The 21,158-nt window shown below is 57.9% G+C and carries 16 protein-coding genes and 1 other RNA gene; 8 read left to right on the forward strand and 9 right to left on the reverse strand.

Annotated elements, in window-relative coordinates; all coding sequences use genetic code 11:
* Positions 1-231: 231 nt before the first annotated feature.
* Positions 232-612 (forward strand): hypothetical protein, encoded by a 381-nt coding sequence (locus tag CVU69_08765; protein PKN12031.1) that lies wholly within the window; start codon positions 232-234, stop codon positions 610-612.
* Between the two features lie 121 nt (positions 613-733).
* On the opposite strand, the gene CVU69_08770 is transcribed toward CVU69_08765, so the two are convergent.
* Positions 734-1,594: a hypothetical protein gene (locus CVU69_08770; protein PKN12032.1), complete on the reverse strand. Its 861-nt coding sequence runs from the start codon at positions 1,592-1,594 to the stop codon at positions 734-736.
* A 91-nt stretch (positions 1,595-1,685) separates the two neighbouring features.
* Positions 1,686-4,292, reverse strand: coding sequence for an ATP-dependent chaperone ClpB (clpB, locus tag CVU69_08775; protein ID PKN12033.1), 2,607 nt, complete (start codon positions 4,290-4,292; stop codon positions 1,686-1,688).
* A gap of 310 nt (positions 4,293-4,602) precedes the next feature.
* Between clpB and CVU69_08780 the strand changes: the two genes are divergently transcribed.
* Entirely contained in the window at positions 4,603-5,754 is a 1,152-nt protein-coding gene (locus CVU69_08780; GenBank protein PKN12034.1) for a glycosyl transferase, read from the forward strand.
* A 64-nt stretch (positions 5,755-5,818) separates the two neighbouring features.
* On the opposite strand, the gene CVU69_08785 is transcribed toward CVU69_08780, so the two are convergent.
* From CVU69_08785 to CVU69_08815, 7 genes are all read right to left on the reverse strand, one after another.
* Positions 5,819-6,256 carry an esterase gene (locus tag CVU69_08785; GenBank protein ID PKN12035.1) on the reverse strand — a complete coding sequence of 146 codons (438 nt, stop codon included), beginning with the start codon at positions 6,254-6,256 and terminating at the stop codon, positions 5,819-5,821.
* Between the two features lie 4 nt (positions 6,257-6,260).
* The gene (locus CVU69_08790; GenBank protein ID PKN12036.1) at positions 6,261-7,331 is read right to left on the reverse strand and encodes a threonine-phosphate decarboxylase; all 1,071 of its coding nucleotides are present in this window, start codon (positions 7,329-7,331) and stop codon (positions 6,261-6,263) included.
* A 2-nt stretch (positions 7,332-7,333) separates the two neighbouring features.
* Entirely contained in the window at positions 7,334-8,281 is a 948-nt protein-coding gene (gene cobD, locus CVU69_08795) for a cobalamin biosynthesis protein CobD (protein PKN12037.1), read from the reverse strand.
* Positions 8,278-10,638: a cobyric acid synthase CobQ gene (locus tag CVU69_08800; protein PKN12038.1), complete on the reverse strand. Its 2,361-nt coding sequence runs from the start codon at positions 10,636-10,638 to the stop codon at positions 8,278-8,280. Before CVU69_08800 ends, cobD begins: the two co-directional genes overlap by 4 nt.
* Positions 10,635-11,714 (reverse strand): cobalt-precorrin 5A hydrolase, encoded by a 1,080-nt coding sequence (locus tag CVU69_08805; GenBank protein ID PKN12039.1) that lies wholly within the window; start codon positions 11,712-11,714, stop codon positions 10,635-10,637. The genes CVU69_08800 and CVU69_08805 overlap by 4 nt, the downstream gene beginning before the upstream one ends.
* A complete protein-coding gene (cobM, locus tag CVU69_08810) occupies positions 11,711-12,478 on the reverse strand; it encodes a precorrin-4 C(11)-methyltransferase (GenBank protein ID PKN12040.1) in 768 nt (255 codons plus the stop codon). Before cobM ends, CVU69_08805 begins: the two co-directional genes overlap by 4 nt.
* 322 nt (positions 12,479-12,800) lie before the next feature.
* Positions 12,801-13,514, reverse strand: coding sequence for a hypothetical protein (locus tag CVU69_08815; GenBank protein PKN12041.1), 714 nt, complete (start codon positions 13,512-13,514; stop codon positions 12,801-12,803).
* 177 nt (positions 13,515-13,691) lie between these two features.
* Here CVU69_08815 and ffs point away from each other — a divergent pair.
* The 6 genes from ffs to CVU69_08845 all read left to right on the forward strand — a co-directional run bounded on the left by ffs (position 13,692) and on the right by CVU69_08845 (position 21,149).
* Positions 13,692-13,790: signal recognition particle sRNA small type (gene ffs / locus CVU69_08820), an RNA gene on the forward strand.
* Positions 13,791-13,895: 105 nt separating this feature from the next.
* Positions 13,896-15,659, forward strand: coding sequence for a DNA polymerase III subunit gamma/tau (locus CVU69_08825; protein ID PKN12042.1), 1,764 nt, complete (start codon positions 13,896-13,898; stop codon positions 15,657-15,659).
* 33 nt (positions 15,660-15,692) lie between these two features.
* A complete protein-coding gene (locus CVU69_08830) occupies positions 15,693-16,007 on the forward strand; it encodes a YbaB/EbfC family nucleoid-associated protein (protein ID PKN12043.1) in 315 nt (104 codons plus the stop codon).
* A gap of 166 nt (positions 16,008-16,173) precedes the next feature.
* Positions 16,174-16,773, forward strand: a complete 600-nt coding sequence (locus CVU69_08835; protein PKN12044.1) for a recombination protein RecR — start codon at positions 16,174-16,176, stop codon at positions 16,771-16,773.
* Between the two features lie 125 nt (positions 16,774-16,898).
* Entirely contained in the window at positions 16,899-20,477 is a 3,579-nt protein-coding gene (gene nifJ, locus CVU69_08840) for a pyruvate:ferredoxin (flavodoxin) oxidoreductase (protein ID PKN12045.1), read from the forward strand.
* Between the two features lie 171 nt (positions 20,478-20,648).
* Positions 20,649-21,149: a dynein regulation protein LC7 gene (locus tag CVU69_08845; GenBank protein PKN12046.1), complete on the forward strand. Its 501-nt coding sequence runs from the start codon at positions 20,649-20,651 to the stop codon at positions 21,147-21,149.
* Positions 21,150-21,158: the final 9 nt, after the last annotated feature.

The following is a 21,158-nucleotide window of genomic DNA, read 5'->3' on the forward strand; positions in this document are numbered from 1 at the left end:
GTTTCACCGTTTCCAGAATTCAATGTGAACCGCCGTATACGGAACCGTACGTACGGGGGTGTGGGAGGACGGCGGGAGTAATTCCGCCTCCTACCCGATGCGATCCTTGCCAGACTTTACCCCCCTTCCGGCACTGCGGAGTTGACAGCCGTTCCCCGGCTCAGTTATAGATTAACTTTATAATCATACCGGCGAGAGCAGTAATGCGTACGGTGCAGGAGCCGTGAAGTGATGAAGGGAAATCTTGGACAATATTTAACCTTACTGGGTTTTTGTGCCCTCGGTTTTTACGGCATTATGTTCGGTTTCGGTTATTTGGGTCTGGAAGCCATGCCGCAATTTGTGGTGACGGCGGTGATCTTTTTAACCGCCGGCCGGATGTTAAAAAAGGTCCGTCTGGGCAGCGCTGAAGAGGAAGAAGAGAAACTTGCGGGGGCATTGCGGCGGGAACCGGACTGGCCCTGGCTGACCGCTTTCATGAACTGGACCGCCGCCCTGTTAATTATTGCGTTTTTGGCTATTTTGCTGATGAAACCGAGAGGACTCTCGCTCCTCGATGCCTTTAAATCTTCTCCCTCCCAGAGCAGTTTTTTTTCCGATGCCGTCCCCTAGGCAGACTTATTTAATCTTTATCAACAACTCGGTAGCAATAACAATGGGCATCGATGCACGTGCATCGATGCCCATTGTTATCTCTTTGTTATTTCTTTGTTATCTCTTTGTTATCTCTTTGTTATCTCCCTTTTTTCCGCTTTCCTTTCCGTTCGCCATAGACCAGTTGTAAGCCAGAGTTGATTCGGGCGAGGAGGCGATCCTGGTGAAATGGTTTATGGATAAAATCGACAAAGCCGCTGTTCAGGAAGGCAACCTCATCTTTCACCGGGTTGGGGCCGATGGCGAGGAGAGGAATATCGCCCATCTCTTGCAACAGCTTATATGGATTGACCTGTTCCGGGTACTCGGTATCGACTAAGGCGAGGTGCGGCAAAAAGTCGCGGGTCAAGGCGGTAGCTTCTGTATCGCTAGCGGCAATTTTGACGAGAAAACCGGCCTTCTTTAAAAATTCACCGGTCTTGAGCCGGGAAGAAGGGCTGGCATCAATGACAAGAATGGAGGCTTCTTTGTCGCTGACCAGCACAGTCTCTTTTTGCGCCGGGTCCCGCTCTTCATAGTGGCGGCGGATGGCGGCCGCAATCTCGGTTGAGGTCGTCACGACCGGAATGATGTGCAGGCGTGTGGCTGATGACACTTCATCGATCAAGGGAATGTCGAGAGGGTTGACCATGGCCAGATGAAGTGAACTTCCATCGCGCTTTAAGGGGAAGATCTGGGCTTTTTTACACAGCTTCACCGGAATTAAGTCGAGGAGTTCCTTTGTAAAGGCATGTCGGGCAAAATCTTTGGCCGAGCGAAACCCGTACTGTTTGCTCAGCGCCACCGCAATATCCTTTTCGGCGATGATCCCCATTGTCTCGAGAACCCTGCCGAGACGCCAGCCGGTTATTTGTTGCCGGTCGAGGGCTTGGCGTAATGCGATTTCGTTGATGACGCCGGCATCAACAAGGATTTCACCAAATTTTTTTTTATTGGTCACTCTGACTCGCCCCGTTTCCTGAAAACTATTCTGCAAAAACTTATTAATCTTCAAGCAAAAATGGGGATTACACAAGAAAAAATTACAGGGATCAAGGACTGATAGCAATCTTTAACCCCTGAGCATCAGCATCGATTGTTATCTTGTCACCATCTCCGATCTCACCGGCGATAATGCCGCGGCCGATTTTAGTCTCCAGCTGGTGTTGCAGATAGCGTTTGAGGGGCCGGGCGCCATAAACCGGATCATAGGCAGCCCCGACAACAAAGTCGCAGGCGGCAGGGGTCAATTCCAGGCCGATGTGGCGGGAGGCGAGGCGTTTGCGCAGATCATCAGTGAGCAGGACGATGATGTGGGTAATTTCGGCCTTGCTGAGTGGTTTGAAGAGGACGATGTCGTCGACCCGGTTAAGAAACTCCGGCCGGAAGGCGCTCCGCAGCTCCTGCATGACCTGCTTGCGGGCGCTCTCCTCAATCGTCCCTTGCGCACTGACGCCGTCCAGGAGATAAGGGCTGCCGATGTTGCTGGTCATGATGATCACGGTGTTTTTGCAATCGATGGTCCTCCCCTGGGCATCGGTGACCCGGCCATCGTCGAGGATTTGCAGCAGGACGTTAAAGATGTCGGGATGGGCTTTTTCGATCTCGTCAAAAAGGATGACGCTGTAGGGTTTACGGCGCACCGCCTCGGTGAGCTGCCCCCCTTCCTCGTAGCCGACATAGCCGGGGGGGGCGCCGATCAAGCGACTGACGGTGTGTTTTTCCATGTACTCGGACATGTCAATGCGGATGATATTCTCTTCTGTGTCGAAGAGGGCTTCGGCGAGGGTGCGAGCAAGTTCGGTCTTGCCGACTCCGGTCGGCCCGAGGAAGATAAAAGAGCCGATCGGTCGGCGCGGGTCCTTAATGCCTGCACGGGCGCGGATCACCGCATCGGCGACGAGCTGCACCGCTTCGTCCTGACCGACGACGCGTTGGTGGAGGATGGTGTCGAGTTTGAGGAGTTTCTCCTTCTCCCCCTCCACCAGTCGGGTCACCGGGATGCCGGTCCAGCGAGCAACGATTTCGGCAATCTCTTCTTCCGTCACCTCTTCGCGCAACAGGCGCTGGCCTCCACTTTCGGCGGCACTCGCCTCGGCTTCTTTGAGCTCCTTCTCCAGTTGCGGCAAGCGGCCATGCTGGAGTTCTGCTGCTTTATTGAGGTCGTACTGACGTTCGGCAACGGCAATCTCCTTTCTCACCTGTTCAATCGTTTCCCGTAGCCCCTGTAGCTTTTTGATCCCTTCCTTCTCGGCATCCCACTGCGCCCGCAGAGTATCGGCATTATGTTTGAGATCAGCAAGCTCCTTGCGCAGCATATCGAGACGGTCCTTGCTAGCACGATCCTTCTCCTTCTTCAGGGCAGCTTCCTCGATCTCCAGCTGCATGACGCGGCGGCTCGCTTCGTCGAGTTCCGTCGGCAGGGAATCGATCTCGGTGCGGATCATCGCGCAGGCTTCGTCGATGAGATCGATGGCTTTGTCGGGGAGGAAGCGGTCGGTGATGTAGCGATGCGACAAAGTCGCGGCGGCGACCAGCGAGTTATCCTGAATCCGTACGCCGTGAAAGACCTCGAAGCGCTCCTTGAGACCGCGCAGGATCGAGATGGTATCTTCCACCGTCGGCTGTTCGACGAGGACCGGCTGGAAGCGTCGCTCCAGAGCGGCATCCTTTTCGATATACTTGCGATATTCGTCGAGGGTGGTGGCGCCGATGCAGTGCAGCTCACCGCGCGCCAGCATCGGTTTGAGCATGTTGCCGGCATCCATCGCCCCTTCGCTCTTGCCGGCACCGACAATGGTGTGGAGTTCATCGATAAAGAGGATAATCTTCCCCTCGCTCTCCTTGACTTCGGCGAGGACCGCCTTGAGCCGTTCTTCAAACTCGCAGCGATATTTGGCGCCGGCGATCAGGGCGCCCATATCGAGGGAGAAGATGGTCTTGTTCTTCAGCCCCTCGGGGACGTCACCACGGACGATGCGATGCGCCAGCCCTTCGACAATGGCGGTCTTGCCGACCCCGGCTTCGCCGATCAGGACCGGATTGTTCTTGGTCTTGCGCGACAGGATGCGCACCACCCGGCGGATCTCGCCGTCGCGACCGATCACCGGGTCGAGCTTCCCCTTGCGAACTTCCTGCACCAGGTCGCGCCCGTACTTTTCCAGCGCTTCATAGGTCGCTTCCGGTTCGGGACTCGTCACCCGCTGGTTGCCGCGAATTGAGGTGAGGGCATCGAGGATGCGATCGCGATCAAGGCGGAAGGTCGAGAAGATCTTCCCGGACGCACTCTTCACCCCTTCGTCCGCGAGGGCAAGAAGGAGGTGTTCGACGCTGATAAAGTCATCCTTGAGACGTTTGGCTTCATCACCGGCCTTGAGCAAAAGTTGGTTGAGGCGCTGGGTGACGTAAATTTTCCCTGCTTCGGCGCCGGGGCCGGAGACCGATGGCCGGCGATCCAGCTCCGCCCGCACCGCTTGAAGCATGCTCTCGACAGGAATGGTCAGTTTTTGCAACAAGCGCGGAATCAGCCCCCCTTCCTGTTCAAGGAGGGCCGCCAGCAGGTGCTCGCCATCGACCTCAATGTGGCCGCGCCGCGCCGCCAGTTCCTGAGCGCCCTGGAAAGCTTCCTGTGATTTAATTGTCAGCTTGTTGAGATCCATAATCGTGTCCTTTCGTTGACTATAGAAAAGATAAAGCAAAATTCCTATTGCGCAAATGCACAGCGCCGGATCGTTCAATCTGTGTGCAAAATATACGCTTCACCACCTGTTGTTATCTGATGCGCCGGAGTAAAGTCACCCCATCAAGGCAAGTGATAGCAGCGCACAAATACTCTCCATCCCCAGTGGAGAGGGAATGACCTAGCCGGAACGAGGAGCCTCCCCTTGTTCCGGTTTTTTTTGTCGTTGGTGTATTGACCTTGGCAATGTGGTTATTACCGATTATCCTGTCAAGGGAAGGAGATTCGCCATGACCGCACTCTTGATCCTTGCCCTTGTAACCCTCCTCGGCACCCTGCTTATCGCCGTTGAACTCCTTTGTGGGGAACGCCGCCTGCAACCGTTACATGCTACACCCAGCGACGGACCCGGTCCCTGGCCGCTGGTCTCGATTGTTGTAGCGGTGCGCAACGAAGAGCGTCATCTCGCCGTCGCCGTCACCTCCCTCCTCCATCTTTCTTATCCCACCTATGAGCTCATCGTCGTCGATGATCGCTCCGACGATCGGACGCCGGCGATCCTGACGGAACTAACCGCCCACTTCCCGCAGCTCAAAGTGCTGCGGATCGATGCCCTTCCGGCGGGATGGTTGGGGAAGAATCACGCCCTTTGGCAGGGGAGTCACCGCGCGACCGGGGAACTCCTGCTCTTTACCGACGGAGATATCATCATGGAGGGGAGCGTTCTGACCCGCGCCGTTATCCGGCTGCAAAATGAAGGGCTCGATCATCTGGCTCTGACCCCGCGCATGACGCTGCCCGGCACCCTGCTGCCTATCCTTGGTCTTGCCTTTATCTTCTTCTTCGGCATTTTTACCCGTCCCTGGCGAGCCGCCGATCTGCAAAGTCCCTGTCATATCGGCATCGGTGCCTTTAATCTCCTGCGCAGCAGCGCTTATCATGCGGTCGGTGGCCATCAAACGATTGCACTCCGTCCGGATGATGATCTCAAACTCGGTAAAATTATTAAAAAAGGTGGGTTTCGGCAGAATGTCGCGTATGCGCCGGAGTTTCTCGCCGTCGAATGGTACGCGAGTCTCGGCGAGGCGATCCGGGGTCTGGAGAAGAATGCTTTTGCCGGCTGTGATTATCGGGTGGGGATAGTGCTGGGGGGAGTTGTCGTGCAGTTGACCTTCGGCCTCTGGCCTTATCTCGCCCTGCTGTTGACCGAGGGCGTCACCTGGGGCGTGAATCTGCTCATCGTCCTGATCTTTACCACTTTGTTAATGCGGGGGGCAATGCTGCACGGCGAGCGGAAACGTTTTGCCTGGGGATTCCCTCTGGGGCTCTGTCTCTTCAGCTGGATTTTGCTGCGAACGATGCTTCTCAATCTTTATCGAGGGGGGATTGTCTGGCGCGGGACTTTTTATCCCCTCGACCAGCTGCGCCGCAACCGAATTTAATTCTCCGAAATTATTCACTATAAAAATAGGGAGCCGCATTGATGTGCGACTCCCTATTTCTTCGTCACAGTCGTTTTTTGGGGTGGGGGATCACGGCGATGGTGTGCCGGGCAACACAGACCAGACGCGCGCTGTCATCGCTGATACGAATATCCCAGACCTGGGTGTTGCGGCCGATATGCAGCGGGCGGGCTACGCCATAAACGAAACCCGAAGTGACCGGGCGCAGGTGGTTGGCGTTGACTTCGATCCCGACCGTCGTTTTATTGTGCTCCCGCAAGGTCAGAAAGGCGGCAAAACTGCCGACCGATTCGGCTAAAGCGACGGAAGCACCACCGTGCAGCAAACCAAAGGGCTGGGTGGTGCGGTGATCGACCGGCATCCGTGCGGTCAGGGAGTCGCTGTCGATGGCAACGAATTCAATACCGAGATGACCAAGGAGATTGCCGGTATTAAGGCGGTTGAGTTCTTCCAGTGAATAGTCGCGGGGCCAGAGCTTCATGTTGTCATCTTGGCGCAAAAAACCGGGCCAAAGCGTTGAGCAGGCGCTGGTTCTCGGCGCTCGTCCGCACCGCCACTCGCAGGTAATGGGCATCGAGCGGCAAAAAATTGCTGCAGGAGCGCAGCAGGATCCCTTCTTGTCGGAGGGCGGCGACAAGTTCATCGGCGCGTGCTGCGGTGAGGCGGACGAGGAGGTAATTGGTCGTTGACGGATAGACGTGCAGGCCGAGGGCGCGAAGACCGGAGGCGAGCTCGCTGCGCAGTTGCGGGATGAGGCGTAAACTCTCCTCGTCATACGCTGTTGCACTCAACGCCGCCTTGGCGGCGGCAATGGCGATGGTCGAGAGGGCCCACGGTTCGGCCGCTTCCCGCAAGCGGCAAATGCCATTGATCGGGCCGGCAAGATAACCGACACGCAGACCGGGGATGGCGTAAAACTTGGTCATGGAACGAAAGACGTAAAGGTTCGGCGTGTTGGCAACGGCCTCGAGGACAGAAGCGTCGGGACAGAAGTCGATAAAGGCTTCGTCGACGGCAACCAGGGCTTGTTCGCGGAGGGCATGGGCTAAAGTCAGGATGGTCGCGGCTTCGATTCTGGCGCCGCTCGGGTTGCCGGGGTTGGCGAGCAGGAGGAGGTCAGTCGCCTTCATGACCTGCTGGAGGAGTTGACAGAGATCGAGGATGAAGTCCTTCTCCGGAGAAAGGTCGAAGACGTCAATTCCGGTCCCGGCGATCTCCAGAGCCCGCTGATATTCACTGAAAGCAGGCCGGACGACCAGGGCGCGGCGGGGGCGCAGCGTCCGGGCAAAGAGGGTGAAGAGGGGGGTTGAGCCGTTACCGGCCAGGAAGTGGCGCGGGTCGAGGTGATGATAGGCGGCAAGGGCGGTGACCAACGACTCGGCATGGATCTCCGGATAGTGGATGGCATCGTCCAGGGCCGCTGCGGCGGCGGCGCGCACGCTTGCCGGCATCCCCAAGGGGTTGATACTCGCTGAAAAGTCGAGGAGCTCGGCAACGGGTCGCTGCAGTTCCGCGGCGGCCTGATGAATGCCACCACCGTGCTGATATCGGGACATGATCACCCTTTCGACAAAAGGAGGAGGAGACCGCCGCCAAGGAGGAGGGCCGCCAGGGAGACCGCGTACATCAGGCGGATGACCTGGTGATAATCGGCAATAGTTAAGGGATGACAAGCGTTGCCGAGAATCGGTTTTTCATGTTTCTCGCCGAAGTAGATCGCGGCGCCGCCGAAGGTCACACCCAGGGCACCAGCCATGGCAGCCATCGGGTACCCGGCATTGGGACTGCTGCTTTTTGGTCCATCGCGCCGTGCGGCCTGCAGGGCCTGTCCGGCGTTAAGGCCGACCAGCGGCGCACAAAGGGCGATGAGGAGAACGGTCAGTCGCGCCGGGATCAGATTGAGGAGATCATCAAGCCGCGCTGATGCCCAGCCCAGGTGGAGATATTTGTCGTTTTTGTAGCCGACCATCGAATCGAGAGTGCTGGCGGCTTTGTAGGTCATCCCCAGAATCGGTCCGCCGAGGGCCAGGTAAAATAAAGGGGCGATGATGCCGTCCGAAGTGTTCTCTGCCACGGTTTCGCAGGTGGCGCGAAGGATCGCTTCGGCCTCCAGTTCCCGGGTGTCGCGGCTGACGATCCACGACAGAGCGAGGCGCGCGCCGTCGAGATCGCCGGCGTCAAGAGCGCGGATTACTTTGGCACTCTCCCGGTGCAGGGAGCGGGTCGCCAGGCAGGTGTAGCTCAGCCAGACCGTTGCCAGTGTTGCCAATGCCGGGGCCAGCATCTCCGCCAGAAAAAGGATGCCCCAGGTTGTTGACGCTGTCAACGCCAGCACCGAAAGGGTGAGGGCAATTCCGGCACTGCGACGCTTTGTAAATACTTTTGGCCAGAATTTTTCCCCGCCGCGGATAAGTCGGCCGATGGCAACAACCGGATGCGGGAAAGTATGCGGGTCGCCGAGGAGGAGATCGAGTCCCCATGCAGCGGCAAGGAGAGTTGCCGTCATCTCTGGCGGTCGGGGGGGGTGAGGAGGGCCAGGATGCGCTCGACATCGAGGTGGGACTGCAAATGGTCGGCGAGGCGATCGAGTTCACTCTCCAGATCTGCCCCGTCGTCGTCTGCCACCATCCCCAACCCCCGGCGCTGGCGGAGGCGGGACAGGAGGGGGTGGCGAATCGCGGCATTATCAAAGAAGCCGTGCAGATAGGTCCCCCAGACACGGCCATCGGCGCTGACAGCGCCATCGTCGATGACGACGGTACAGCCGGAACGCATGGTTAAACGCAAGAGGGGGAGGGCCAGGGGGCCGATCGTCGTCTCCCCCATGTGGATTTCGTAGCCGCTGACGACCTCCTCCCGATTCAGGCCGATGCGTTCTGCTCCATCGAGGCCGCGACCGGCAACCTGATGCGTCTGTTTCTCGCCGGTCAGGATTGTCTCGACATCAAGGAACCCGAGCCCTTCGCTCCGGGCCTGATCCGATTCGATCCCTTCCGGGTCAGCGACGGTTCGGCCGAGCATCTGGTAGCCGCCGCAGATGCCGATAATCTCCCCGCCGGCGCGGTGATAATCGTGGATCGCCCGGGCCATGCCGCTTTGCCGCAACCAGGCAAGGTCGGGGATGGTGCTCTTGCTGCCGGGGAGGATGAGGAGGTCGAGTCCGGCGATCTGACTCGCTTCACTGAGGTAAAGGAGCTCAACGCCAGCCGTGTGTTCAAGGGGGTCGAAGTCGGTATAGTTGGAGATGTGGGGTAAGCGGATGACGCCGATGCGGACAGTTTTAGTTGTTCGTGCCCGCATCGCCTTGCGGCTGAGGGCAACGGAATCCTCCTCCGGCAGTTCCAGCTTGATCCAGGGGATGACGCCGAGGACAGGAATGCCGGTACGCTCTTCGATCGCCGTGATCCCGGACGTGAGCAGGGAGGCGTCACCGCGAAAGCGGTTGATGATGATCCCGGCAACGGAAGCGCGCTCCTCCGGGGTGAGGAGCTCAATCGTTCCGATGATCGCGGCAAAGACGCCGCCGCGGTCGATGTCGGCGACAAGGAGGACCGGGGCTTCCGCCATCCGGGCGGCGCGGAGGTTGACGATGTCGTGCTCTTTGAGATTGATCTCCGCGATGCTCCCCGCTCCTTCAAGGATAACCAGTTCATACTGCTCCTGCAGTCGGGCAAAAGCGGCTTCAACGGCAGAGAAAGCCTGCGGTTTAAAGCGATGATATTCGCTGACCGACATATTCCCCAGCACCTTGCCGGCAATGATCACCTGCGAGCCGGTGGCGGAATTCGGTTTGAGGAGGATCGGGTTCATGTCGGTATGAGCGGCGATGCCGCAGGCGGCAGCCTGCAGGGCCTGCGCCCGGCCGATCTCCCCCCCTTCCGGCGTGACTGCTGAATTGAGGGCCATATTTTGCGCCTTGAAGGGGGCGACATGGTAGCCGCGCTGTTTGAACAGACGGCAAAGGCCGGCGGTGATGACGCTTTTGCCGACATCAGAGCCGGTGCCGCCGACAAAGAGGGCGCGGGCGGCAGGACTTCCCCCTTTGGCAAAGGGGGATTGAGGGGGATTTGAAAGCGGTGAAATCCCCCCCGGCCCCCCTATTTCAAGGGGGGGGGGTATTTCGGAGCGCACTTTATAGCCGCGCGGCGTCACCATCTTCCCCAACTGGTCGATAAAGGTCGAGGCATTGCCGATGATTACCAGCGAAAGCATGTCAACTTCAGCGTCGGCGAGACCGGCGAGGTCGGTGACGAGCAGGACTTCGTCGCCGCGGCAGGCATTGCGGACAATCCCGACCGGGGTCGTGGCCGGACGACATGCCTGGAAGATGGCACAGGCTTCGCCGAGTTGGGTGGTGCGACCGCGACTCTTGGGGTTGTAAAGGGCGACGACAAAGTCGGCTTCGGCTGCGGCTTTGAGGCGGGTGCGGATGAGAGGCCAGGGGGTGAGGAGGTCGGACAGGGAGATGACGGCAAAGTCGTGCATGAGCGGTGCCCCGAGACGACTCGCTGCTGCCTGCACCGCCGAGACGCCGGGGATGACTTCGATCTCCAGATCAAGGTGCAGGGCTTCGCGCATCTCCAGGGCCAGCCCGGCCATGCCGTAGATGCCGGCATCGCCCGAGGAGACCAGAGCGACGATTTCGCCGGCCTGCGCTGTATCAAGGGCGGCGCGGCACCGCTCAACTTCCTGCATCATCCCGGTGGAAAGGAGTTTCTTCCCTTCGAGAAGTTGCGGGATGAAATCGAGGTAGGTCTGGTAGCCGGCGATCAAAGTCGAAGCGGCGATAGCCTCGACCGCTGCCGGAGTGATGTGTTCGGCGCCGCCAGGGCCGATGCCGACGATGTAAAGTTTTCCGTTCATGCTCTGCTGTCTTCGTCAGGGGTGAGGGCACGGAGTCGGGCCACGGCAACCGTAACCTGACCACACTTTTGTTTCGGGATGAGGAGGGGCCCGCCTTCGGCTGCCAAAAGAGCCGCCGGTTCGCAGACGCCATGGGCACCGACCGCGGCGAGAGCGTGCTTCGATGCGGGGGAGGGGCCGTGGACGCGATTGAGTTGATCGCGACTGTAGGTGATGAGGGGGAGGCCAAATTCGGCAGCAACGGCAAGGAGGCCGGCTTCATCCCCTTTATCGTTAATGGTGGCGATGCGCCCGACTGCCAGGCGCGCCAGCCAGGCGCGGTTGAGGATACCTTCAACCGCCTGCGTGATCTCTTCTTTGCTGGTGTGGCGGTTGCATCCGATGCCGAGGACCAGATGCCGGGGGCGCAGCAGGAGAAGATCTTTCTGTGCCGCAAGCTCGGGGATAAGCCGCTCGGTGACAAAGACCCGGCCTGCCGCGCCGGCATGGCTGGCAGCGCTGAAGTTGGCGGCCAGCTCGACCCCCGGCGTTGTCGCAAATCGTTCGGCAATGAGACGTTGATGGTCGACCAGAGCGATCTTCTTCCCCTGCAGGAGGAGGCTGTTGAGGGTGCGGATATGCTCGAGCGGTTCGACGGCTAGGTTGGCGAGGCGGGCAGCTTCATCCCAGGCGCAGAGGCCGTTGACATCAGTGGCAGTGGTGATCACCGGCGTCGCACTCAGGAGAGACGCGACCTGCCGGGTCAGGGCGTTGGCACCGCCGAGATGTCCGGCCAAGAGGCTGATGACAAAGTGTCCGGCTTCATCAAGGACGACGACTGCCGGATCGAGGGCTTTACTGCGCAGTTGCGGGGCAAGGCTGCGTACGACAATGCCGGTTGCCATGATGCAGATCAAGCCTTGGCCACGCTGAAAGAGTCGCGGCAGCAGTTCCGCCATTCCGGCAGCGCTGTAATGGCAATGATCGTCAGCGCGCAACTTCTCGGGGAGCCAGACTTGGGCCTCCGGCAGGAGGGTGCCGAGGCGGCGGGCGAGGGCGGCGCCCCCGGCGGTAATAGCACAGATCGCCAAGGTCATGATGGCCGATAGCCGTGGCGGAAGTCGGCGTCGTAAAGGAGGGATTTTGCTGCTAGTCCTTTGTTGCGGGCAGCCAGAACGTCCCCGACGATGATCAGCGCCTGACGATTTATCCCGGCAGCGCGCACGAGATCCCCGATCTCGGCGAGGGTCCCTTCGATGATCTGCTCGTCAGCCCAGGAAGCCCGGGCGACGACGGCTGCCGGAGTCTCTGGCGTGTAGGCGCCGGCCAAAAGGGCGTCCACAACCTGCTTTAACATGCCGACGGAGAGGTAGATCACCAGCGTGGCACCGATAGCGGCGAGTTTTTCAAGAGCTTCTTTTTCCGGAACCGGGGTGCGGCCGGCGATGCGGGTGAAGATGACGGTTTGTGAGACCTCCGGCAAAGTCAATTCCTGGCGCAGGGCGGCGGCCGCGGCAAAAGCGCTGGTGACGCCGGGGATGACGGCGTAATCGATGCCGACGGCGTCGAGTTCGGCCATCTGTTCCTGAATAGCACCGAAGATGGCGGGATCACCGGTATGGAGACGAATCGTCTTCTTGCCGGCGCGAATCCCGGCAACAAGGATCTGCGTCGTTTCGGCCAGGTTCAAGGCGGCGGAATCGATAATTTCTGCGTGGGGCGCGTAAGTGAGGACCAGGGCACGATCGACCAGACTGCCGGCATAAACAACAACTTGCGCTTCGCTCAGCAGTCGTGCCCCCTTGACCGTGATCAATTCGGCATCGCCCGGACCGGCGCCAATGAAATAGACTTTATTCACAAGCTCTCCAGCAGGAAATTTTCGGCTTTTTCGCTAAAACGCTGGCAGTTTATAGTCCTGACCTGCTTTGCGCAAGGATTTCATGTAGGATGAAAAGAGCAAGAGGCCGGAACAGTCCCTGTTTCGGCCTCTTGCTTAAGTTTTTATACACATGTGATATGCGCAGCGACACATCCCCTTGACAAAGCGCTCTTCCATTTTATACTTGGTTTCATGGAAATCTTTTGCGCGTCGCGCATGCCCTCCTGGCCGGCGCGCTTTTTTTTGTCCGCGCCCCACTCGGTGCTGCGGAGGCAATAAAACCCTGCCACCTCCTGCCGGTTTAGTCGAAAGTTCGGAGAAAGCCGTTGAGAACGGCGGCGGTTTGGGTGGACAGTTCCTGGAATTTTATGCCAACGCCGAGAGGATGATTCTGTTTTTGCGGATTTTCCTTGGTGTTGTGCCAGGCAACCACTCCATGGCAATCGATATGTGGTCCGGCTTCATGAGGGCGGGCGAGATGAATATCGAGGTGGACGGCTGTTCCTAATGGCGGTTTAGTAGCGGTGTCGAGGAAGATGCCGCCACTGCTGATATCGAGGCCCCGTGCAGCAAAGGTCATGCTCTCGCTCTTCACTTTGGCACTGATCAGGCAGGAACGGCGTCTTTCTCTGATGCCGGCGAGAAAACTCCTGCCGATTTCGAGAAAACGGTGGCGGTCAAGGGGCTTAAAAAGAACAGCATCGCAGCCGGCGAGATGGCACTCATTTTCTTCGCCGGGTTCGCAGATCATGATGATCGGGATATGGCGCAGTGTCGGGTCGGCCTTGATTTGCAGGCAACATTCCGTCCCCGGCATGCCGGTGACTTCCTTGGCAAGATAGATAAGTTGCGGTTTGTCCGCGCGGCAGAAAGCCAGGGTCTGAGCAGCGTTCTGCGTTTCGAGGAGGGTCACAGGGATGTTGCGGAGAAATTGTTTCTCTATCGTCAAGAAAAAACGTGATTCATCGACCAGGAGGATCTTTGCCTGACTTTGTTCCATGTGTTGCGCTCCCATGACCACTGACAATGAATAAAAAGATGGCGGCGATATTATGGGGAGTTGCTCCCTTTGTCAATCTCTTCTCTCCCCCGCAAAAATCCCTTTACACCCCTGAGCTCATGTTGTATTTTGTCGGCGATTCTCAGGGTTCCGGTGCAGGCAGCGTCTGCAGCGGTTGCCGTTAGAAGTGACAGCCGGGTCCCGCGCAACGGCGGACCGCCAACCCCGTCAGGCCCGGAAGGGAGCAGCGGTAACGGTCTTAGTCGTGTGCCGCGGGGGTGCCTGGCTGTCACTTGTGGCGGCAACATTTTTTTGTCGTTCAAGGTGAACCCTGGCGCTGTGGTTCGCATCCAGTTCGTTCGAAAGTCAACCCCCGGCGACGGAGTTTTTGTAGCCATGTCTTACCAGGTGCTGGCGCTTAAATGGCGACCGCAGAACTTTGACGACCTGGTCGGTCAGGAACATGTCAGCCGGACCCTGGCGAATGCCATGGCCAGCGGCCGCATTCATCATGCCTTTCTCTTTACCGGTGCCCGCGGTGTCGGCAAGACCTCAGCCGCCCGCATCCTCGCTAAAGCCCTCAACTGCGAAGTCGGACTTTCCTCCACCCCCTGTAATGTCTGCCCTTCCTGTGTAGAGATCACCAACGGCCAGGGGATCGACGTCCTTGAGATTGACGGTGCCTCGAATAATGGCGTCGATGAAATTCGCGAATTGCGCGAAAGTATTCGTTACCTTCCGTCGCGCGGCCGCTACCGGATCATCATCATCGACGAAGTCCACATGCTCTCGACGAGCGCCTTTAATGCCCTGCTCAAGACCCTCGAAGAGCCGCCGCCGCACGTCAAATTTATCTTTGCCACCACCGAACCGCACAAAATCCCGATCACCATCCTGTCCCGCTGCCAGCGCTTCGACTTTCGCAAGATCAGTCTCAATCCTTTGGTGGCGCGCTTGCGGATGATTGTCGATGCCGAGCAGATCATCATCTCCGACCTGGCTCTGACCCTGATCGCCCGCCGCGGCGAAGGGAGTATGCGTGACGCTCTCTCCGCCCTGGATCAGATGATTGCTTTTTGCGGTGAAACCGTGGCGGATGAAGACGTGCAGGGGCTCCTCGGTCTCGTCGACCGCCGTTTGATTCATGATACGGTCGAAGCGATTGTCAACCGGGAAAGCCATCTCGCCCTTGAAACCTTGCGTCGTATTGACGAGCAGGGCTACGCTTTCCGGCAGTTTGCCCAGGAACTGGTCGAAGCGCTGCGTGGTTTGATCCTCCTCAAGGTGACTACCGATCCCGGCGATCTTCTTGATGTGACGACCGAGGAGCGGCAGAAACTGCAGTCCCTCGCCGATTTGGCGACGGTAGAAGATCTGCAGCGGGCCATGACTTTGCTGCTCCGTACCGAAAGTGAAATCGCCCACTCCACCTTCCCCCGTCTCCTTCTGGAGATGACCCTGATTCGCCTTTGTCATCTGCCGCCGACCCGTGAGATTGCGGCGCTGCTGGGGAAGATTGACGAACTCGAACGTCGTCTCGGGACTGGTAAAGGGCCGGCTTTTCCGCCGTCGAAACCGATCGCTCCCTCCCCGCTCAAGGTGGCCGCGCCCTCCGTCCCGGTTGCGCCATCTCGTTTCACGCCCAGAGAGAAGTCCGCTGCGGCCGAAACCATTCAGACCGTTGTAACGCCGTCACCAGCGACTCGGGGGACGCAGGACTGGCCGGGGATGATTGCCCATGTGCGGGCGGCAAAGCGGCCGCGTCTGGTCAATGCCCTGGAACAGGCCAGCCTCCTCGAGATGGCGTTACCGACGATCCGCCTCGGCTTGCCCAAAGGGTCATTAGCCCTGGAGATGCTTCAGGATGAAGCCGTCATCACCGAACTTCGCACCCTTGCCAATGCTTTTTTTGGCAGCAAAGTCGATTTGCGTTTCGTCCCACTCAGTGAAGCAGAAGCGCAGGGGAGTGCTCCTCCCTCCCTGCAGCAGAGTCGCCGCGTCGCTGAAGAAAATTTTAAGAAAGAGCTGCACGATGAAGCGCATGGCAACCCGGTGGTCCGCTCGGTCTGTGACCTTTTAGGCGGAGAGATAGTTGAAGTCCGGCCCATAATCATTCCGGTCGAAGGTACGATCGAGGAAACTCAGGATGGCGACGAATAAAGCTCGTCCCATCGTCATTTCAAGGAGGTAAAAATGTCCCGTGGTTTTGGAGGTATTGTCAAGCAAGCGCAGGCGATGCAGCAAAAGATGGCGAAGATGCAGGAAGAGATGGAGCACCTCCGCATCGAATCTTCGGTCGGAGGCGGAGTGGTCTCCGCGGTCGTCACCGGTCGGCAGAAGCTGGTGTCGTTGAAGATTGACAAGAGTGTGGTCGACCCGGAAGATATCGACATGCTTCAGGACCTGGTGATCACGGCGGTGAATGAAGCGATCAAGAAGAGCCAGGACATTCAACAAGAAGAGATGGGGAAGGTGACTGGCGGTTTTAATCTTCCCGGCCTCATGTAAAAAAGCAGTGAAATTTAGAGATGATGTTAGTTCCCATTCTCGACCGGGGGTGATGATTCTGCTTTTGCCGGAAGCGTTACCCCTTGTTTTTTAGCTAGATGCAAGATTTTTCGTCACCCTTAAAAACTAAAACAATATTTTAAAAACTTGGATTTTGTCGCCTCTCATGCTAGATTCCATACCGTCTTTTGCCCGTCTGGTCACGGAGCTTGCCAAGTTCCCCGGAGTTGGTCGTAAGACAGCGACCCGCTTGGCTTTTTATTTGCTGCGTCAGCCCGAGCAGCAATCGGAAGCCCTCGCCGCGGCAATTCGTGATGTCAAGGCGCGGGTTCGTCTCTGCAGTCGTTGCTTTCACCTGACGGAAGCGGATCCTTGTGCGATCTGTTGTGATTCGTCCCGTGACGGGCATCTGCTCTGTATTGTCGAACAGCCGCAGGATCTCCTCGCCATTGAGCGGGGGCGTTCTTTTCACGGCCGTTACCACATTCTGCACGGGGCCCTTTCCCCTTTGGACGGCATCGGTCCCGAGCAATTGCGTCTCCGCGAACTCCTGGAGCGGGTGCAGAGCGAAGGGGTGACGGAAGTTGTCGTTGCCACCAACTTCTCGGTGGAAGGAGAAGCGACCGCTCTTTATCTGGCGCAACGTCTGCGTCCCCTGGCGATCCGCGTCACCCGCCTGGCTTACGGGATCCCGCTGGGGAGCGATCTTGAATATGTTGATGATGCAACGGTGAGTCGGGCGATTGAGGGGCGTCGAGACCTTTGATCCTGCCCGTTCCTGCCACTAAAATTTCTTCAAGAGCAGCAAAACTGTTTCTGTGCAGTATGCTTTATTCCTGTTCCGCTCATGTCAAGACGACTGAATAACCCAGCCCAAGGAGGATTTTATCGATGGCAAGAAAAATGGTAACGATTGACGGGAACACCGCAGCAGCCCATGTGGCGCATGCCACCAACGAGGTTATAGCGATCTATCCGATCACGCCGTCCTCGGTAATGGGCGAGATCTCTGACGCCAAGAGCGCCGCCGGCGAAAAGAATATCTGGGGAACAATCCCGCTGGTCTCCGAGCTCCAGTCCGAAGGGGGTGCGGCCGGCACCGTACACGGCGCTCTGCAGACCGGTGCACTGACCACAACCTTTACGGCCAGTCAGGGCCTGCTCCTGATGATCCCGAACATGTACAAGATCGCCGGAGAACTGACCTCCACGGTCTTTCATGTTTCCGCTCGTGCCATCTCCGCGGCCGCACTGAACATCTTTGGCGACCATTCCGATGTCATGTCCTGCCGTTCCACCGGATGGGCAATGTTCTGTTCCAATAATGTCCAGGAAGTCATGGACTTTGCTCTGATCGCTCAATCCTCCACCCTGAGATCGCGGATTCCCTTTCTCCATTTCTTCGACGGCTTCCGCACCTCGCACGAAGTCCAAAAAGTTGAAGAACTGACCTTTGACGACATGCGCGCCATGGTCAGTGACGATATGGTGAACGCCCACCGTCTGCGCGGCCTCTCCCCCGACCGCCCGGTCATGCGCGGTACCGCTCAAAATCCGGATGTCTACTTCCAGGGACGTGAAACCGTCAACTCATACTATGCGCCCTGTGTCTCCATTGTGCAGGAAGAGATGGACAAGTTTGCCAAACTCACCGGCCGTAAATATAAACTGGTCGATTACGCTGGAGCGAAAGACGCCGAGCGGGTCGTTGTCGTTATGGGTTCCGCCGCCGACACTGTTCAGGAAACCGTCAATAATCTTGTCAAGAAGGGCGAGAAGGTCGGCGTCGTCAAGATTCATTTGTACCGCCCTTTCCCCCTCGACGCCTTCATCAAGGCCCTGCCGAAAACCGTCAAGAGCATCGCCGTCCTCGATCGCACCAAGGAGCCTGGTTCCCTTGGCGAACCGCTTTATCTCGATGTGCGCACTGCAATCGGTGAAGCGATGGCAACCGGCAAGTTCAGCTTCGCGGGTTATCCCGTCATTGTCGGTGGTCGCTATGGACTTGGCTCCAAAGAGTTCACCCCGGCGATGGCCAAGTCGGTCCTCGACAATCTCAAGAAAGCCAAGCCGAAGAATCACTTTGTCGTCGGCATCAAGGAAGACGTCACTAATTGCAGTCTGGAGTATAACCCCTCCTTCCGCAATGCCATGGACGGCACCTACGAGGCGATGTTCTACGGCCTCGGTTCCGACGGTACGGTTGGCGCCAACAAGAACACCATCAAGATCATCGGCGAGACCACCAAAAACTTCGCCCAGGCCTACTTTGTCTACGATTCCAAGAAGGCCGGAACCATCACCACTTCGCACCTGCGATTCGGGAAAAAGGCGATCACCGCCCCTTACCTGATCGACAACGCCGACTTCATCGCCTGTCACAACTTCTCCTTCCTGGAGAAATACGACATGGTTTCCAGGGCCAAGCAAGGTGGCACCTTCCTCCTCTGCTCGCCCTTCGAGCATGGCGAGGTTTGGGACAAAATGCCTCAGGAAGTCCAGCAGCAGATCATCGACAAACAGCTAAAATTCTATGTGATTAACGCCATCAAACTTGGCGAGGAACTTGGCCTTGGCGCCCGCATTAACGTGATCATGCAGACGGCCTTCTTCAAAATCTCCAATATTATCCCGCTCAAGCTGGCCATAGAAGAGATCAAGGACGCGATCAAGAAGAGTTACGGCAAATCGGGTGACAAGGTCGTGGCGATGAACAACGCCGCCGTCGACGAAGCCCTCAAGAACATTCATGAAGTCAAGGTTCCGGCCAAGGCGACCAGCAAGCTCAAAATGCCCCCGGCTGTCGCCAAGACTTCACCGAAGTTTGTGCAGGAAGTGACCGGCCGCATTATTGCCGGCTTTGGTGACGCATTGCCGGTTTCGGCGATGCCGGCCGATGGCACCTTCCCGACCGCGACTTCGCAGTACGAGAAGCGCAACATCGCTGTTGACATCCCGGTCTGGGACGCGGCGCTCTGCATCCAGTGCGGCATCTGCTCCTTCGTCTGCCCGCACGCCACCATCCGCATGAAAGCCTACGACGAGAAACTGCTGAAAAATGCACCCAAGACCTTCAAGTCGACCGACTGTAAGCTCCCCGAATTCAAAGGGATGAAATACACCCTGCAGGTCGCTCCTGAGGATTGCACCGGCTGCGGTGCCTGCGTTTACAACTGCCCGGCCAAGAGCAAGGAAGATCCCAACCATAAAGCCATCAACATGCAGTTCCAGCCGCCCTTGCGTGTGGCGGAAGCAGCCAACTTCGACTTCTTCCTGTCTCTGCCCGACATGGATCCGACCCAGCTCAAGCTTGATACCCTGCGTGGCAGTCAGCTGGTGCGACCGATCTTCGAATATTCCGGCGCTTGCGCCGGTTGCGGCGAGACCCCGTATCTCAAACTCCTTTCCCAGCTTTTCGGTGACCGGGCGATGATCGCCAACGCGACCGGCTGCACCTCCATCTACGGCGGCAACCTGCCGACCACCCCCTGGGCCAAGCGGGCCGACGGCCGCGGACCGGCCTGGTCCAATTCTTTGTTCGAAGACAACGCCGAATTCGGTTTCGGCATGCGCCTGGCGGTGGACAAATTCACCGAGTCAGCCCGCGAGCTGGTGGCTGAACTGATCAACTGCAACTGCAAATCCTGTAAACCGGTTATCTCGCTGATGAAAGAGATCCTTGCCGCCGACCAGTCCGACCAGACCGGCATCGAGAAACAGCGTGAACGGGTGGCAACTCTGAAGAAAGCCCTCAAAGGGTGTACAGAACGGGCGGCCGTTCAGCTTCTCCCCCTGACTGATTATCTGGTCAATAAGTCCGTCTGGTGCGTTGGTGGTGACGGTTGGGCCTATGACATCGGTTACGGCGGACTCGACCATGTCATCGCCTCCGGCAAGAACGTCAACCTGCTGGTTCTTGACACCGAGGTTTACTCCAACACCGGTGGTCAGGCCTCCAAGGCGACACCGACCGGCGCCGTCGCCCAGTTCGCGGCCGGTGGCAAGGCGATGGCGAAGAAAGATCTCGGCATGATGGCGATGGCCTACGGCAACGTTTACGTCGCCAATGTTGCTCTCTCCAATCCCGGGCAGGTGGTCAAAGCCTTTATCGAAGCGGAAGCCTATGACGGTCCGTCGCTGATCATCGCCTACTCGCATTGTATCGCCCACGGTATCGATATGACCAAGGGTGTGGACGAAAACAGAAAGGCAGTTTCCTCCGGTTACTGGCCTCTTTACCGTTACAATCCCGCCCTGGCTGCGGAAGGCAAGAATCCGCTGCAATTGGATAGTAAGTCCCCGACCACCTCTTTCGAGGACTATGCTTACGGCGAGAACCGTTACAAGGTCCTGCAGAAGGCCAACCCTGAAGCTGCCGCCGTGCTGATGAAAAAAGCGACGGCCTGGACCGCCAGCCGCTTCGAGTATTACCAGAAGCTGGCAGCGCTGACATTTGATAAAAATGAATAATTGATTTATTCAAGCAGGCAGATAAAAGAACCCCCGATCGTCGAAAGGCATCGGGGGTTCTTTTTTTCGCCAAAGCCAGGAGCTGTGTCGCGCGCATAAGGATAATCTTGAAAGAGTCGGGGCAAGGTGCTATAAAGACCAATCTAGTACTTATGCCAAGGAGCTTTGCCCATGCTCGGTCCCAATACGTCGTCCTTCGTGATGTACGACGAAGAGTTCAAGCGGATCAATCTCGTCATCGAAAAGCTGTTGCGGGATGCGAATGCCAAGGTCATCTTTCTGGTCGATAAAAACGGCCAGTTGATTTCCTCTGTCGGCGAAACCGAGCACCTCGACACCACCAGTCTTGCCTCCCTGACCGCCGGCAATATCGCCGCAACCGGCGGACTGGCCAAACTTATCGGTGAGAAGGAATTTTCCATCCTCTTTCACGAAGGTGAAAAGGATAATCTCCATATCTCGATCGTTGCCGAACGCGTCATCCTCGTCGTCATCTTCGACCAGCGCAGCTCCCTCGGGCTGGTGCGTCTGCGGGTGAAAAAAGGGAGTGAAGAGCTGACCCAGATCTTCTACGACCTCGCCAAAAAGGCTGAAGTCCAGGAGAAGAGTGGCAACGCCCTCAGCCCCTTCGCCGAAATTACCGACGACGACATCGACAACCTGTTCAGCTGACAGGAAAGA

The organism is Deltaproteobacteria bacterium HGW-Deltaproteobacteria-4 (genome assembly GCA_002841765.1).
GTDB lineage: Bacteria > Desulfobacterota > Desulfuromonadia > Desulfuromonadales > UBA2197 > UBA2197.